Source organism: Thauera phenylacetica B4P (assembly GCF_000310225.1).
In the GTDB taxonomy this organism is placed as follows: Bacteria; Pseudomonadota; Gammaproteobacteria; order Burkholderiales; family Rhodocyclaceae; genus Thauera; species Thauera phenylacetica.
The window spans coordinates 1-15,992 of the sequence record NZ_AMXF01000085.1 but is presented as its reverse complement, the minus strand read 5'-3'; the positions used below and the strand labels follow the sequence as shown (position 1 = coordinate 15,992).

Below are 15,992 nucleotides of genomic sequence, written 5' to 3'. Positions count from 1 at the left end.
AGGCTCGGCGGCCGCCTCGGCGCGCTCGCCGCCGCCGCGCTGTTGTCCGCCTGCGCGCTGCCGGTGCTGCCGCCCTCCGACGCCCCGGTCAGCGACGAGGTGCTCGCCAGCCCGAGCTCGGCCGGCAAGCGCCTGCGCCCGATGCCGTGGCGTCCGCTCGACGTGCGCGCCGACTGCCGCTTCCGCGACGAGGCCGGCTACACCACGCGCATCACGCTCGACGTGGCGCAGTCGAAGGTGAAGGCCTTCAACGCCGACGTCGACATCCCGCGCCGCGGCAGCTGCAGCTTCCACGGCCCGTTCACGCAGACGCGCGAGAAGCCGAGCGTGCAGCTGCGCGCGCCCGACGGCTGCACGGTGGACATCTTCGAGCAGGGCAAGGCGGTCACCGTCGGCTTCGCCAACTGCGCCAGCCGCTGCACCCGCGGCGCCTTCGATTACCTGTGGCCGATCATCGTCGATCGGACCAACGGCCAGTGCCACTGAGCGCACGGCCACACGCGACACGAGAACACACCATGAGCCGATCCGATTGGGAAGTCGTCATCGGGCTGGAAGTCCACGCCCAGCTCAACACCGCCAGCAAGATCTTCTCCGGCGCCAGCACCGCCTTCGGCGCCGAGCCCAACCGCCAGGCGAGCGCGGTGGATATCGCCCTGCCCGGCGTGCTGCCGGTGCTCAACCGCGGCGCAGTCGAGCGCGCGATCCGCTTCGGCCTGGCGATCGGCGCCCATGTCGCCGAGAAGAGCGTGTTCGCGCGCAAGAACTACTTCTACCCCGACCTCCCCAAGGGCTACCAGATCAGCCAGATGGACCTGCCGGTGGTGGTGGGCGGCGAGATCACGATCCGCGTCGGCGAGGGCGAGTCGGCGTATGAGAAGACCGTGCGCCTGACCCGCGCCCACCTCGAGGAAGACGCGGGCAAGAGCCTGCACGAGGACTTCCACGGCATGACCGGCATCGACCTCAACCGCGCCGGCACGCCGCTGCTCGAGATCGTCTCCGAGCCCGACATGCGCTCGTCCGCCGAGGCCGTGGCCTACGCCCGCACGCTGCACGCGCTGGTGCGCTGGATCGACATCTGCGACGGCAACATGCAGGAGGGCTCCTTCCGCTGCGACGCCAACGTGTCGGTGCGGAAGAAGGGAGCGACCGAGTTCGGCACCCGGCGCGAGATCAAGAACCTCAACTCCTTCCGCTTCCTGCAGCAGGCGATCGATTACGAGGTGCAGTGGCAGATCGACACCCTCGAGGACGGCGGCCGCATCGAGCAGGCCACCGTGCTGTTCGACCCCGACACCGGCGAGACGCGCATGATGCGCAGCAAGGAAGACGCCCACGACTACCGCTACTTCCCAGACCCCGACCTGCTGCCGCTGATGATTTCCGACGCGTGGAAGGCGCGCGTGCAGGCCGGGATGCCCGAGCTGCCGGGGGCGATGAAGGCGCGCTTCATGGACGCGTGGGGCCTGTCGGCCTACGACGCCACCACGCTCACCGCGTCCAAGGAAGTCGCCGACTTCTACCAGGCCACGGTGTCGGCCGCCGGCGCCGCGCAGGCGACTCAGTTGCCAAAACTCTGCGCCAACTGGGTCATGGGCGACCTCGCCGCGCGCCTCAACAAGGCCGAGCTCGACGTCTCCGCGTCGCCGGTGTCGCCCGCGCAGCTCGCCGGGCTGGTCGCGCGCATCGCCGACAACACGATCTCCAACGCGATCGGCAAGAAGGTGTTCGAGGCGCTGTGGAACGGCGAGGGGGTGACGGCGGGCGAGGTCATCGACAAGCAGGGCCTGAAGCAGGTGACGGATACCGGCGCGATCGAGGCCATGATCGACGAGGTGCTCGCCGCCAACCAGAAGTCGGTGGAGGAGTTCCGCGCCGGCAAGGAGAAGGCCTTCAATGCCCTGGTCGGCCAGGTCATGAAGGCGAGCAAGGGCAAGGCCAGCCCCGCCCAGGTCAATGAGCTGCTGAGGAAGAAGCTCGGCGCCTGAGCGGGACGGCGGCCGCGAACGGAGGGTTCCACGATGTGCCAGTTGCTGGGCATGAACTGCAACGTGCCGACCGACATCTGCTTCTCGTTCGCGGGCTTCCGCGCGCGCGGCGGACTCACCGACCACCACCGCGACGGCTGGGGGATCGCCTTCTTCGAGGGGCGCGGCGTGCGCGTCTTCCTCGACCCGGCGCCGAGCGCGCATTCGCCGGTGGCGGAGCTGGTGAATCGCTACCCGATCCGCTCGCTCAACGTCATCGCCCACATCCGCAAGGCCACCCAGGGTGACATCCGGCTCGAGAACACCCACCCCTTCCAGCGCGAGCTGTGGGGGCGCTACTGGATCTTCGCCCACAACGGCAACCTGAAGGACTTTGCGCCGCGGCTCTCGGGGCGCTTCCTGCCGGTCGGCAGCACCGACTCGGAGCTCGCCTTCTGCCACCTCCTCGACACGCTGGCCGCGCGCTTTCCGGCCGGCAAGCCCGCGCCCGCGGAGCTGCACGCGGCGCTGCGCGAGCTCGCGCGCGAGATCGGCAGCCGCGGCGAATTCAACTTCCTGCTCTCGGACGGCGACTGGCTGTTCGCGCACTGCTCGTCACGGCTGTGCTACATCGTCCGGCGCGCGCCCTTCGCCGAGGCCCACCTCGCCGACGAGGACCTCACGGTGGATTTCCGCCGCCTCACCGGTCCGCAGGACCGCGTCGCGGTGATCGCCACGACGCCGCTCACCGATAACGAACACTGGGCACAGATCCCGCCGGGCAACCTGGTCGCCTTCCGCGACGGCGAGACGGTCACGCTGGGCGAAACCGCCACGGTGGCGCAGGATTACCCACGTCGCGGCGACGACCGCAGCGCGAGTGCGTAACAGTTCCTCGCCCACCTCCTGTTTTCGGGCCTAGATTGAAAGCCCGTCGAACCCTCCGCAGCCGACCGAGAAGCCCTCATGGATTGCCCCCTGTGCGCCCTGCCGTCCGAACTCACCCTCTGGGAGGACGAGCGCTGCCGCGTCATCCGCGTCGATGATGCCGCCCATCCGGGCTTCTGCCGGGTGGTGTGGGGCGAGCATGTGGCCGAGATGACCGACCTCTCGCCCGCCGACCGCCGCCACCTGCTCGACGTGGTGATGGCCACCGAGGCCGCGCTGCGCAACCTGCTCGACCCCGACAAGATCAACCTCGCCAGCTTCGGCAACATGGTGCCGCACCTGCACTGGCACGTGATCCCGCGCTACCGCGACGATCGCCATTTCCCCGAGTCGGTGTGGGGCGCGCCGCAGCGCGAAGGCGTGGTCCACCCCGCGGCCGACGCGGTCCCGCTCGCGCGCGCGATCGACGGCGCGCTGCACCCCGGCGGACCGGACTGAGGACGCGCGAAGCCATGGACTACAGCCAGCCCGCAGTCTGCCTCGCCCTGCTGCAGAAGCTGCACCCGACCGATTTCCGCGCCACGCATGCCAGCCTGACCCGCATCGTCAACGGCCTGCTCGAGGCCTCGCCTGCGCCCAACCAGCACCTCGAGGTGCTGGAGGCGGCGCGCGAGACGCTCGCCTTCGTGCAGGGCGAGATGGCGCACGTGTATGCGATCCATCCGCAAGGGCCGGCACGCACCGGCGAAGGCGGAGCGCTCGAACGCGTGGTCGCGCTGTGGAAGGCGGTGGCGCATTCGTACGCGCGCATCGCCGACGCCGACGCCCGCGAAGGCACGCTAGACGACCAGCGTGCGCTGCTCGCCCAGCGCCGGGTGTTCTACGAGGGTCTCGTGCTGGTGGAGTACTACCGTGCCCACCTCGAGCTCCCGCAGGGCCTGTGGCGCTCGGTGCATGTGGCCTACGACGACGCCGTGCGCAACGGCATGGCGCAGGTGCGCGTGACCGATCCGCTCAACGAGGTGTGGCGGGCACAGAGCGCCCAGGAAGCCTACGTCGCCACCCAGCTCGTCGAGCTTGCCAACCCCTATGGCCGCGGCGAGCGCGAACTGAACTGGGTCGTGCGCTGGGCGCAGCGCTTCGCGCCCTATTGCACGCTCGATGCCGGCATCGAAGGCCACAAGCCCAGTAGCTACGGCATCGACACCGACGGCGACAGCGGCCTGCGCCCGCTCGGCCTGCTGGCGCGCACACCCACGGTGCTGCGCTTCGACGGCAGCGGGCTCGCCACCCAGATCCAGGCCGTCCTCGCGCAGTTCAAGCGCGGCGTCACGCCCGCCTCGCTCGGGCTCGGCAACGACTGCTCGGCCAGCTCGAGCGCGCGCCTGCTGCTGTCGCTCTACCGCCCCTGGGGGCTGGCCGCTTCCGGACGACGTTTTCCACGCCGGCAGAAATCCGGAGCGATCGACTTCACCGGCGACTGGCTCGCGATCGGCTACGCGATCAAGGGCGAGCTCTTCCAGCAACCCGTCACCGAGCAGCGCCCGCGCGCCTTCCGCGACGACATCTCCCTGCTCACCTTCGGCGAGCGCGTGGCCACCGTCGATGGCAGCACCTCGGAGAGCCGGCGGCGCGAGGCGCAGGCGGCGGACCTGGGCATGGAGTGCGAGCGCTGGGAGCTCATGGACCAGTCGGTGGGCGGCTTCCGCCTGCGCCGCAGCGGCGACGGCACACGCCTGGACCACCACCAGCTGGTCGGCATCCGCCCGCCCGACGCCGACCAGCTGCTGATCGCCGACCTGAGCTGGCTGATGTACCGCACCGACGGCACGCTCGAAGTCGGCATCAACGTGCTGCCCGGGGTGCCACGGGTGGTCGGGGTGCGACGCACGATCGCGCGCGCGGGATCCCGCGAGCCCTTCCACCAGGCCTTCATGCTGCCACCCTCGCCCGCGCTCAAGACCGCCGGCGCGCTGGTGCTGCCGCCCACCTGGTTCAAGAAGGACCGCATCCTCGATGTGCAGGACGGCGGGGAGCGCCAGCAGGTGCGCCTGCTCAAGGTGCTGATGCGCGGCGCCAACTTCGACCAGTGCAGCTTCGAGGCGGTCGAACAGGAGCTCAGCCCAGCCTGATTCGCACTGGCGGAAAGCGCAGCACGAAGCGGCTGCCCCGGCCCGGTTCGCTGTCGATCGAGAGTTCGCCCTGGTGGCGAGTGGTGACGTGCTTGACGATCGCGAGGCCGAGCCCGGTGCCGCCGGTCTCGCGGGAGCGCCCGCGATCCACGCGGTAGAAGCGTTCGGTCAGGCGCGGGATGTGCACCGGGTCGATGCCGATGCCGTCATCCGCCACCCAGAACTCGCCACCGCCCGCGCCGGCACGCCAACCGATCTCGATGTGGCCGCCGGCCGGCGTGTAGCGCACCGCGTTGCTGGCGAGGTTGGAAAAGGCACTGCGCAGCTCCTTGTGGCTGCCGAGGAGTTCGCCGCCCCCCTCGAGCACCAGGCTCACCTCGTGGCGGCCCGCCGACAGCAGCTCGCAGTCGCGCACCACGTCGCGCACCAGCGCCTGCGCGTCGACCTGCTCCTCGGCGGGCGCAGGCGCGCCGGTCTCGAGTGCGGACAGGGTCAGCAGCTCCTCGATCAGGCGCTGCATGCGCGAGGACTGCTCGCTGGCGAGACTCAGGTACTGCAGCACCTCGTCGCGCGTGAAGTCGTCAACGCCGTCGATCAGCATCTCGAGGAAGCCGCCGACCACGGTGAGCGGCGTCCGCAGCTCGTGCGACACGTTGGAGACGAAGTCTCGCCGCATCGTCTCCAGGCGCTCGAGCTGGGAGACATCGCGCGACAGCACCATGCGCCGGTTGCCGGCGAAGGCGATCACCTGCACCTGCAGGCTGCGCTCGCGCCGGCGCAGCGAGCGCATCACCAGCGGCTCGGCGTACTCGCGCGCGGCGAGATAAGCGACGAACTCGGGCTGGCGTACCAGACCCGGCAGCGCCATGCGCAGGTCCTTGCGACGATCGAGGTCGAAGTGCTGCTCGGCCATCGGATTCATCCACTCGATGGCGTCGTCTTCAGCCAGGTAGATCACCCCCTCCGGCATCGCCTGCGCGGCCTGCTGGAAGCGGGCAAGCTCGGCCGAGAGGCGCTCCTTGACCTCGCATTCGCGCTGCAGGCGATCGCCGACCTCGGCGAAGATGCGTCCCCACAGCCCTTCGGCCTGCGGCACCGGGGTGCCGACGGGCTGGCGCGCCCAGGTGACGAGCAGGCGCAGGTTGCGCACCAGCATGATCGCCCAGCCGACGAGCCCGACCACCAGCAGGGCCAGCGCAGCGGCGCTGCCGCGGTAGGCGACCGCCAGCGCCGCGAGCACCATGAGCGTGCCCAGGGGGAGGACGATGACGAGGGTGACGAAGCTGAGCGGGCGGCGGATCACTTGGGAGCGGAGCGGCGAAGCGCTCAGGAGGCGGCGGCCTGCGTAGTGTGCACCGAGAAACGGTAGCCGCTACCGCGCACGGTCTGGATCAGCGCATCGTGCAGGCTGGGCTCGAGCGCGCAGCGCAGGCGGCGGATGTGCACATCGACGGTGCGCTCCTCGACGAAGACATGGTCGCCCCACACCTGGTCGAGCAGCTGGGCGCGCGAATGCACGCGCTCGGGGTGGGTCATGAGGAAATGCAGCAGGCGGAACTCGGTGGGCCCGAGCGCGAGCGCGGTCTCGCCCGCGCTGACGCGGTGGGTGGCGGGGTCCAGGCGCAGGCCGCCGAGCTCGACCACGTCCTCGGTCGTCTGCGGCGCGCGCCGGCGCAGCACCGCCTTGATGCGCGCGACCAGCTCGCGCGGGCTGAAGGGCTTGGTGACGTAGTCGTCTGCGCCGATCTCGAGCGCGCTGACCTTGTCCTGCTCCTCGCCGCGCGCGGTCAGCATGATGATGGGGATGTCGCTGGTGCGTTCGTCGGCGCGCAGCCGGCGAGCGAACTCGACGCCCGAGGCGCCGGGCAGCATCCAGTCCAGCAGCACCAGATCGGGTAGCGCCTCGCGCACGATGCGCTGCGCGCTCTCGGCGTCGTTGGCGCGCACCACGTGATGGCCGGCGCGGGCGAGGTTCGCCGCGATCAGCTCCTGGATCGCCGGCTCGTCTTCCACGAGCAGTATGTTCGCTGGCATGCCTGTGCTCCCTGAAAAATGCCCGTGAAGTGTATTGCAGCTCCTTGACGCTTTGATGACACGTCATCGAAGCGCAATGCGCAATACCCACGCGCCTCCCTGACCGAACCGGACAGGGAGGCGCGGGGCGGGGCGAACGGGGTCGGAGCACCGGCCTCCCGGGGTTCAGCCTCCCTGCCAGAGCGCGTCGACCGTCCGCGGCGCCAGCGCCAGCAGCACCCGGCGCCGGTAGCCCACGCCGGCGACGGTGGTCTTGAGCACGTTCGAAGTCTTCCGTACGAGCTGGGCCAGGGTCGCGGCCGCTTCGGCGTTCCAGGACCCACCCACCAGCGCGTCCGTGGGAACGGACAGCGGAGCGGAATTGGAGCCGGTGATCGCTACCTTCAGCCCGGCGATGAGGTCTCCATCACGGCGCAAGGCGACCGCGACGCCCGCGAGCGGAAAGTCGATGGCGTCGCGAATGCGGGCCTTGGCGTAGGCGGCTTTCCAGCCGGCGGCAGGCGGGACTTCGACCGCGGCGACCAGCTCACCCGGCTTCAGGGTGAGATGCTCGGCACCGTCTTCGCTGAACAACTCGGCCACCGCCACGCTGCGCCGGCCACCGGGACCCACGATCTCGGCGCGGGCGTCCAGCACCATCAGCGCGGGGGCGACGTCACCGTGGTAGGTGGCGTAGCAGCGGTCGTTCTTCACGATGACGTGACACGTGTCGCCTTGATACTTGAGGCAGTAGCCGTTACCGGCACGCCACCACTCGCTCTGGTTGTAGAAGATGCAGCGCGTGTCCTGGCAAAGGTTGCCGCCCAGGGTGGCGGCGGCGCGATGGGTCGGTCCCGCCACCGCCTCGGCGGCCTGGGACAGCGCGGGCCAGCTCGCCCGGACGAGCGCGTGCTCAGCGATGGCCTCCAGCGTGGCGGCCGCGCCGATGCGCAGGCTGCCGTCGGCGAGGGTGGAGATGGCGCCCAGGCCATCGACTCCGGTCAGGTCCACCAGGGCTGCGGGTCGGCCCAGGCCACGGCGGAGGTTGGGCAGCAGGTCGGTGCCGGCGGCCAGGGGAACGGCGCCCTCGGCGGCGAGGGCGCTGACCGCGTCGGCCAGGGTCGCGGGGCGTTGGGTGCGGAAATCGGCGAGGATGTTCATGCTGCGGCTTCCTTGGCGTCGAGCAGGTCGGTGATGCGGTCGGGGCTGAGCGGGAAATCGGTGGCGCGCACGCCGACCGCTTCATACACCGCCTCCTGGATGGCGGGAAGGAAGCCGGCCAGCATGCCCTCCGAGGCTTCCTTGGCGCCGAACGGGCCGTTGGGGTCGAGGCTCTCGACGATGATCACCTCGATGTCCGGGCTCTCCATCATGGTGGGAACGCGGTAGTCGAGGATGTTGCCGTGCACCATCCGCCCCTTGTCATACGCGGTCTCCTCCGACAAGGCCTGACCCATGCCCATCCACACGCCCCCTTGCGTCTGGCCCTCCACCGCGAGGGGGTTGAGCGCCTTGCCCACATCGACCGCCACCCACACCTTGTGCGCGGTGACCTTGCCGGTGATCTCGTCCACCGAAGCCTCCACGACCTGGGCGGCGTAGCAAAAGCCCATCGTCGCACCGATCGCGCTGCCGCGGATGTTCTTGTCGCCCTGGAACTCGGTCGGGCAGGTGAAGGTGCCCTTCACGGTGATGGTGCCGGAGTCGACCATCGCGGCCTTCACGACCTCCTGGAACGTGAGCCCGGGATCCTGGCTCCCTGAGACCATGAACAGCTCGTCGATGACCTCGATGTCTTCCTCGCGGGCGTCGAGCTTCTTCGCCGCCGCCTTGACCAGGATGCCCTTGAGCTCCTCGGCGGCGGAGATCGACGCGTTGCCGACCATGAAGGTGACGCGCGACGAGTACGAACCGTTGTCCTTCGGGGTCAGCGCGCTGTCGGCGGAGATGACCCGGATGCGGTCGAGACGCACACCGAGCACCTCGGCGGCCACCTGCGAGGCCATGGTGTTGGAGCCCTGGCCGATGTCGGCGGCGCCGGTGAGCAAGGTGATGCCACCGTCGAAGTCGAGCTTCAGGTTGACGGTGGCATGCGGCTCGCCGGTCCAGTGCTTCGGAGTCGAGGTGCCCGACACGAAATGCGACAGCGCGATGCCGAGGCCGCGCCCCTTGGGCAGCTTGCCCTTGCGCTCTTCCCAGCCCGAGGCCGTCTTGACCTTCTCCAGGCATTCCGGCACGCCGTAGCTCATCACCCGCTGAGCGTACAGGGTGACGTAGGGGATCTGCGGCAGCATGTTGATCTGGCGGATCCGGATCGAATCGATGCCGAGCTCCTCGGCCATCTCGGTGAGCAAGGCCTCGAAAGCTGCCCGGGTGTCGACCGTGCCATGCCCGCGCATCGCGCCACAGGGCGGCAGATTGGTGTAGACACGCCAGGCGTCGTGCTTGATCGCCGGGATGTGGTAGAGCCCGTGCATCAGCGCACCGGTGTAGAGGATGGTGATGATGCCGTAGCCGGCATACGCACCGCCGGCCTGGGTAGCCTCCAGCGCCAGCGCGGCGATCTTCCCATCCTTCTTCAGGCCGATCTTCATCTTCACTTCCGTCCATGGACGGCCACGATGCGCGATGAAGGTCTCCTCGCGGGTCTGCAGCAGGCGTACCGTGCCCTTGGCCTTGCGTGCCAGCAGGGCGGCGATGATCTCGAAGTGCAGCGCCTCGGTGCGCGCCCCGAAGCCGCCGCCGAGGAAAGGCTTGATCACCCGGATCCGCGCCGAGTCCATCTGCAGGCAGGCCGCCACCTTCAGGTGCACGTAGTAGGGCACCTGGGTGGTGGTGTTCAGCGTCAGCATGTCGCGCACCGGGTCGTACTCGGCCAGCGTGGCGTTGAGCTCCATGTGGACGTGGTTGACCTCGGCGTAGGTGTAGGTCTTTGCGCGGATCAGGTCGGCTTCGGCGAAGGCCGCGGCGACGTCGCCGAATTCGGCGTGAACCTCGCGCAGCACGTTGTTGGGCTTGTCGTCGTGGATGGCGAGCGCGCCCGCCTTCCTCGCCGCCTTGGGGGTGAAGTAGGCGGGCAGGACTTCGTACTCGACCCGAATCAGCCCGAGCGCCTTTTCCGCGGTGAGCTCGTCGATGGCGGCGACCGCAGCCACCGGATCGCCGCGGTAACGCACCTTCTCGCGTGCGAGCGGGTATTCGTTCTCGGCGATGGGCAGCACACCGAACGGCACCGGAGTCTCCGCCCCGGTGCAGACCGCGGCCACGCCCTCCAGCGCCTCGGCCGCCGCGGTGTCGATGGACAGGATGCGGGCATGCGCGTGCGGCGAGCGCAGGATGCGTCCGACCAGGGCGTCGGGAGCGGCGATGTCCGCCGTGTACTTGGCCTTGCCGGTGACCTTCTCGACCCCGTCGACCAAGGGTGTGCGGGCGCCGACCGTGCCATTCCTGGGGAACCTCGGGTTCATTTCGCCTCCTCCGCGCACAGCCGCGCCGCCGCCGCGACCTCCACGGACTCGATGATCTTCACGTAGCCGGTGCAGCGGCACAGATTGCCGGCCAGAGCGGTCTTGATCTCCTCGCGCGAGGGATCGGGGTTCTTGCGCAGCAGCGCTTCGGAGGCCATCAGCATGCCCGGCGTGCAGAAGCCGCACTGAGTGCCCAGCTTCTCGTGGAACGCGGCCTGCAGCTTCGAGAGCGTGCCTTGGGTCGACAGCGACTCGACGGTCTCGACCTTCCTGCCCGCGACCTGGTGGGCCAGGGTCGAGCAGGCCAGGCGCGGGCGATCGTCCACCAGGACGGTGCAGGCGCCACATTCGCCGCCATCGCAACCTTGCTTGGTGCCGGTCAGGCCGACCGCCTCGCGCAGGTAATCGAGCAGCAGCATGTTGTCGGGAACGAGGTCCTCACGGAGACGACCGTTGAGGGTCAGGCGAAGGATGTTCTTCAAGGTCGGGCTCCTATTCCCGCGCAAGCGTCGGGGGTTCACTGTCCGGCTGATAAAGCCGCTTCAGAAAATCGATCAAGGTGGCACGCTCTGCCTCGTCGAGGCGTGCAGAGAACGCCCGGTCCTGGCGCATGACCGCATCCTCGATGCGATCTAGCACCTGCGTGCCGGTTACCGTCATGTGCAGCCGGTAGCGCCGGCGGTCGGTCGGAGAGGCGTCGCGGACGATCAAGCCCTTTTCCTCCAGCTGATCGACCACCTTGACGATCGAGGAACGGTCGACGTCCATGGCGACCGCCAGCGCGCTCTGGCTCAGTCCGGGGTTGTTGGCGATCGCCTGGAGCATGCCGTAGAGGCCCGGCGTGATCCCCTCCGCAGCGCTGATGGCATGGGCGAAATGCCTGAACGCGGCAATCTGGGCACGGCGCAGGTGAAAGCCGAGCTCGTCCGCCATGGGGCCATGGACCAGCGCCGCCTGCCTGACCGGGGTCGCGCCTTGCGGTTGCATTTCTATTGACTCTCCATGTGTTCTTGTTCAAATTGTTGACCAGTCCACCTATTTAAGCAACAAAATTTTGACTCGCTCGCCAGCCGTTTCCGGAGCGTGCGCCCGGGGCAGTCCTGTCCGGACGTTTCCAGCTTGCCGAGCGACTCGCGCACGTGCGCTTGTCAAGCCATTCGCCCGTACGCATAGTGATTGCGCGCTCACCCGCCCCACCCTTGCTTCCTACGCTTCCGGGAACACCCCATGACCGAGACCTCGTCCCCCGTCGCAGGGAGCCTCGCGACAACGCCCGATACCGAATGCTCGGTACGCGAGCGCTTCGGGCTGGATACCGACATGCGGGTTCCGGCCTTCAGCGAAGGCAGCGAGCATGTACCGCAGCGCGACGACACCTACCGCTTCGACCCCGACACCACGATGGCCATCCTTGCGGGCTTCGCCTTCAACCGGCGGGTGATGATCCAGGGCTATCACGGCACCGGTAAATCGACCCACATCGAACAGGTGGCCGCGCGCTTGAACTGGCCGTGCGTGCGCGTGAACCTCGACAGCCACGTGAGCCGCATCGACCTGATCGGCAAGGACGCCATCGTGCTGCGCGACGGCAAGCAGGTGACCGAATTCCGCGAGGGCATCCTGCCCTGGGCGCTGCAACATGCCTGCGCGCTGGTCTTCGACGAATACGACGCCGGCCGCCCCGACGTGATGTTCGTGATCCAGCGCGTGCTGGAGGTCGAGGGCAGGCTCACGCTGCTCGACCAGTCGCGGGTGATCCGCCCGCATCCGGCGTTCCGCCTGTTCGCCACCGCCAACACGATCGGCCTGGGCGACACCACCGGGCTGTATCACGGGACGCAACAGATCAACCAGGCCCAGATGGACCGCTGGAACATCGTGGCGACCCTGAACTACCTCGAACACGAAGCCGAGGTGGAGATCGTCGTGGCCAAGATGCCCGCCTACGACACCCGCGAAGGACGAACCCGCGTCGGCGCCATGGTGACGCTGGCCGGCCTTACCCGCAGCGGGTTCATCAACGCAGACCTGTCCACCGTCATGTCCCCGCGCACGGTGCTGACCTGGGCCGAGAACGCCTTGATCTTCGGGGATCTCCGCTTCGCCTTCCGTGTCAGCTTCCTGAACCGATGCGACGAGATCGAGCGCGCCATGGTCGCTGAGTATTACCAGCGCTGCTTCGGCGAGGAGCTGCTCGACCCGCGCATGCCCGCGGGCTGATCGCGGCATCATGGCCGACGCGCGCGCTCACCCCCGATCGATGCACGGGACCGGGACCACGGCCGTCTTCGTGCAGGCGGTCGACAGCACGATGCGTGCGATCGCCGGACGCGCCCCGGCCGCCGGCAATCCGTCCGCTGCGGGCGACACCCCGCCCGGCCCGCCACCGTCTCTACTCACGATGGCCGAGATTGTCCGCCTGCGCGGCCGGGCCGACGCGCAGGCCTTGCGCCTGCGCTACCACGAGGCGCGCCTCCATGCGGTGGACGAGCTGGAAGGCAAGCACGCGCGTGCGGCCTACGAGGCCATCGAACAGGCACGCGTCGAAGCACTGGGGCAGCGCAGGATGCCCGGGGTGGATGCCAATATCACCGCCATGATCGACCAGCACTGCCGGGACAGGAAGTTCGATCGCGCGACCCGCCGGGAACAGGTTCCGCTCGCCGAGGCGCTGCGCGTCCTCGCGCGCGAACGCCTGTGCGGCTCGCCGCCCCCACCGGCGGCACAGGCCATGGTCGAGCTGTGGCGCCCCTTCTTCGACACCCGGGTCGCGCCGCGCCTCGATGCCCTGCGTGCGCACCTTCGTGAAGAGCGCAGCTTCGCCGCCGGACTGCGGGAGCTGATCGGGGCGCTCGACCTGGGCGGCCCCGGCAGCGAGCCCCGCGAGCAGCGCAAGCTCGCCCGCTGCGAGGCCGCAGCGGGCGAAGAGGAGGCCCCGCAGCAACCGCGGGCGGGCAGGTTGGCCGCTTCGGATGCCCAGCCGGCACTCCGCCAGGCGACGCCCGGACGATGCGAGGGCGAGCGGGCTGCGGCGGCAGACCTGGCTGGCGCGCCGGAGCGGGCGGACGCGGACGCGGGCGACCCGGTGCCCGACAGCACGCCTCCGCGGGGCCAGGGCGCGTCCTACCGTGCCTATACCACGGCCTTCGACCAGACCGTGGGCGCGGAGGAGCTCTGCGACGCGTCCGAGCTGCACCGCCTGCGCGCCCGCCTGGACCGCGAGCTGGCGCGTCTGCCCGAACTCGTCGGCCGCCTGGCCAGCCGCCTGCAGCGGCGCCTGCAGGCCAGGCAGATGCGCGACTGGGCCTTCGACCTCGAGGAGGGCTTGCTCGACCCCGGGCGACTCGAGCGCATCGTCGTCAGCCCCGATCATGGCCTGTCGTTCAGGATGGAGAAGGCATCGGCCTTCCGCGACACCGTGGTCGGCCTGCTGATCGACAACTCCAGCTCGATGCGCGGTCGTCCGCTCGCGGTGGCGGCGATGAGCGCCGACATCCTCGCCCGCACGCTGGAGCGCTGCGGCATCCAGGTCGAGATCCTCGGCTTCACCACGCGCACCTGGAAGGGCGGGCGCGCCCGCGAGCAATGGGAGCGCGACGGCCGGGCGTCCGCCCCGGGGCGGCTGGCCGAATTGCGCCACATCATCTACAAGGCTGCGGACACGCCGTGGCGGCGTGCGCGCAAGAACCTGGGCCTGATGCTGCGCGACGGCCTCCCCAAGGAGAACATCGACGGCGAGGCCCTGCTGTGGGCGCACCGCCGCCTGCTCGCCCGCCCCGAGGCGCGGCGCATCCTCGTCGTCGTGTCGGATGGCGCGCCGGCGGACAACGCCACGCTGTCGGCCAACCCGGGCGATTACCTGGAACGCCACCTCCACGAGGTGATCGCCTGGATCGAGCAGCGCTCGCCGGTCGAGCTGCTGGCCATCGGCATCGGCCACGACGTCACCCGCCATTACCGCCGCGCGCTCACCCTGCGGGACGCCGACGAGCTCGGCGCCGCCTTGCTCGAGCAGCTGTCTCGCCTGTTCGACGAGCGCGTCTGAGCCCCGGCTCGCGAGCCCCCCGGGCCGCCGGGCATCGAAACGGCGCAGCGGCGATTCGGGTATGATTGGGCCCCCTCGCAAGCGGACCGACGCCATGGCCGGACTCGACGAAAACACCCCGACGCCCACCGACATCATCGTCCATCGCGACCGCAAGACGCTCGAAGTCGCCTTCGACGACGGCAGCCGCTTCGAGCTGCCGTTCGAGTTCCTGCGCGTGTATTCACCCTCGGCCGAGGTGCGCGGCCACGGCCCGGGGCAGGAGACCCTGCAGCAGGGCAAGCGCGACGTGGACATCGTGGACCTCGCCCCCGTCGGCAACTACGCCATCAAGCCCACCTTCTCGGACGGCCACGACAGCGGCCTGTACTCCTGGGACTACCTGTTCGCGATCGGACGTAGCCAGGAAGAGCTGTGGAACAACTATCTGGAGGCCCTGGAGCGCGCGGGCGGCACCCGCGATCCGTCCAAGGTCCCGCCCCCGCCGACCAAGGGCGGCTGCGGCCACCATCACTGAGCAGATCATGAGCGACAAGACGACCCACTTCGGCTTCCAGACCGTGGCCGAAGAGCTGAAGGAAAAGAAGGTCGCCGAGGTGTTTTCCTCGGTGGCGCAAAAGTACGACGTGATGAACGACCTCATGTCGTTCGGCCTGCACCGGCTGTGGAAGCACTTCACCATCCAGGTCTCGGGCGTGCGCGAGGGCGACCGCGTGCTCGACGTCGCCGGTGGCACCGCCGACCTCTCGCTCGCCTTCGCAAAGAAGGTCGGGCGCAGCGGCCAGGTCTGGCTCACCGACATCAACCACGCCATGCTGGCGCGCGGCCGCGACCGCATGATCGACCACGGCCTCGCGATGCCCGCCGCGCAGTGCAACGCCGAGAAGCTGCCCTTCCCCGACGACTGGTTCGACTGCGTCACCGTGGCCTTCGGCCTGCGCAACATGACCCACAAGGACGTCGCGCTGGCCGAGATGCGCCGCGTGCTGCGCCCCGGCGGCCGCCTGCTCGTGCTGGAGTTCTCGCGCGTGTGGAAGCCGCTGTCGCCGCTCTACGACCTCTACTCCTTCAAGCTGCTGCCGTGGATGGGCGAGAAGGTCGCCAACGACGCCGAGAGCTACCGCTACCTGGCCGAATCCATCCGCATGCACCCCGGGCAGGAAGAATTGAAGGCGTTGATGGAACAAGCCGGCCTCTCGCGGGTCGACTACTTCAACCTGAGTGCCGGGGTCGTTGCCCTGCACCGCGGTTACAAGATCTGAACCAGGAGACCCCGACAGATGAAGCAGCTCTTCCTCACCCTGATCGTCGCCGTGATGTCCTTCGGCTTCACGGCCACCGAAGCCGAGGCCAAGCGCCTCGGCAGTGGCAGCAGCTTCGGCATGCAGCGCCAGGCCACGCCGCCTGCGCAACGCCAGCCCGCTGCGACCCAGCAGCAGGCGCCCGCCGCCGGCGCGGCCACCGCGGCCGCGCAGCC

At 69.4% G+C, this 15,992-nt stretch carries 15 protein-coding genes and 1 pseudogene; 10 read left to right on the top strand and 6 right to left on the bottom strand.

Annotated features, from left to right (window positions below):
* The 5 genes from C667_RS12210 to C667_RS12190 all read left to right on the top strand — a co-directional run.
* Positions 1-486 (top strand): hypothetical protein (locus C667_RS12210; protein WP_004364376.1); only part of this gene is annotated, 486 nt, incomplete at its 5' end.
* 32 nt (positions 487-518) lie between these two features.
* A complete protein-coding gene (gatB, locus tag C667_RS12205) occupies positions 519-1,991 on the top strand; it encodes an Asp-tRNA(Asn)/Glu-tRNA(Gln) amidotransferase subunit GatB (RefSeq protein WP_004364375.1) in 1,473 nt (490 codons plus the stop codon).
* 33 nt (positions 1,992-2,024) lie between these two features.
* Complete coding sequence (locus C667_RS12200; RefSeq protein WP_004364374.1) at positions 2,025-2,858, top strand: class II glutamine amidotransferase; 834 nt, start codon at positions 2,025-2,027, stop codon at positions 2,856-2,858.
* 78 nt (positions 2,859-2,936) lie between these two features.
* The gene (locus tag C667_RS12195; RefSeq protein ID WP_004364373.1) at positions 2,937-3,356 is read left to right on the top strand and encodes an HIT family protein; all 420 of its coding nucleotides are present in this window, start codon (positions 2,937-2,939) and stop codon (positions 3,354-3,356) included.
* A 14-nt stretch (positions 3,357-3,370) separates the two neighbouring features.
* On the top strand, positions 3,371-4,990 hold the full coding sequence (locus tag C667_RS12190; protein ID WP_004364372.1) for a cyclic-di-GMP receptor FimW-related protein: 1,620 nt from the start codon (positions 3,371-3,373) through the stop codon (positions 4,988-4,990).
* Here C667_RS12190 and phoR read toward each other — a convergent pair.
* The 6 genes from phoR to C667_RS12160 all read right to left on the bottom strand — a co-directional run bounded on the left by phoR (position 4,977) and on the right by C667_RS12160 (position 11,457).
* Entirely contained in the window at positions 4,977-6,293 is a 1,317-nt protein-coding gene (phoR, locus tag C667_RS12185; protein WP_004364371.1) for a phosphate regulon sensor histidine kinase PhoR, read from the bottom strand. The two genes, C667_RS12190 and phoR, sit on opposite strands and share 14 nt — an antisense overlap.
* Positions 6,294-6,316: 23 nt before the next feature.
* Complete coding sequence (gene phoB / locus C667_RS12180) at positions 6,317-7,024, bottom strand: phosphate regulon transcriptional regulator PhoB (protein WP_004364369.1); 708 nt, start codon at positions 7,022-7,024, stop codon at positions 6,317-6,319.
* A 165-nt stretch (positions 7,025-7,189) separates the two neighbouring features.
* Positions 7,190-8,164: a 4-hydroxybenzoyl-CoA reductase subunit beta gene (gene hcrB / locus C667_RS12175; RefSeq protein ID WP_004364366.1), complete on the bottom strand. Its 975-nt coding sequence runs from the start codon at positions 8,162-8,164 to the stop codon at positions 7,190-7,192.
* Positions 8,161-10,470: a 4-hydroxybenzoyl-CoA reductase subunit alpha gene (gene hcrA, locus C667_RS12170; protein WP_039921422.1), complete on the bottom strand. Its 2,310-nt coding sequence runs from the start codon at positions 10,468-10,470 to the stop codon at positions 8,161-8,163. Before hcrA ends, hcrB begins: the two co-directional genes overlap by 4 nt.
* Entirely contained in the window at positions 10,467-10,952 is a 486-nt protein-coding gene (gene hcrC, locus C667_RS12165; protein ID WP_004364362.1) for a 4-hydroxybenzoyl-CoA reductase subunit gamma, read from the bottom strand. Before hcrC ends, hcrA begins: the two co-directional genes overlap by 4 nt.
* 10 nt (positions 10,953-10,962) lie before the next feature.
* Positions 10,963-11,457: a MarR family winged helix-turn-helix transcriptional regulator gene (locus tag C667_RS12160; protein ID WP_004364360.1), complete on the bottom strand. Its 495-nt coding sequence runs from the start codon at positions 11,455-11,457 to the stop codon at positions 10,963-10,965.
* 240 nt (positions 11,458-11,697) lie between these two features.
* Here C667_RS12160 and cobS point away from each other — a divergent pair, with 240 nt between their 5' ends.
* From cobS to C667_RS12135, 5 genes and pseudogenes are all read left to right on the top strand, one after another.
* Positions 11,698-12,690, top strand: a complete 993-nt coding sequence (gene cobS / locus C667_RS12155; protein ID WP_004364358.1) for a cobaltochelatase subunit CobS — start codon at positions 11,698-11,700, stop codon at positions 12,688-12,690.
* Positions 12,691-12,730: 40 nt separating this feature from the next.
* Positions 12,731-14,515: a cobaltochelatase CobT-related protein gene (locus tag C667_RS12150; protein ID WP_004364356.1), complete on the top strand. Its 1,785-nt coding sequence runs from the start codon at positions 12,731-12,733 to the stop codon at positions 14,513-14,515.
* Positions 14,516-14,609: 94 nt separating this feature from the next.
* Complete coding sequence (locus C667_RS12145) at positions 14,610-15,032, top strand: gamma-butyrobetaine hydroxylase family protein (RefSeq protein ID WP_004364354.1); 423 nt, start codon at positions 14,610-14,612, stop codon at positions 15,030-15,032.
* A gap of 7 nt (positions 15,033-15,039) precedes the next feature.
* Positions 15,040-15,777: a bifunctional demethylmenaquinone methyltransferase/2-methoxy-6-polyprenyl-1,4-benzoquinol methylase UbiE gene (gene ubiE, locus C667_RS12140; protein WP_004364352.1), complete on the top strand. Its 738-nt coding sequence runs from the start codon at positions 15,040-15,042 to the stop codon at positions 15,775-15,777.
* A gap of 18 nt (positions 15,778-15,795) precedes the next feature.
* Positions 15,796-15,992: pseudogene (locus C667_RS12135) on the top strand (Tim44 domain-containing protein); the annotation flags it as partial.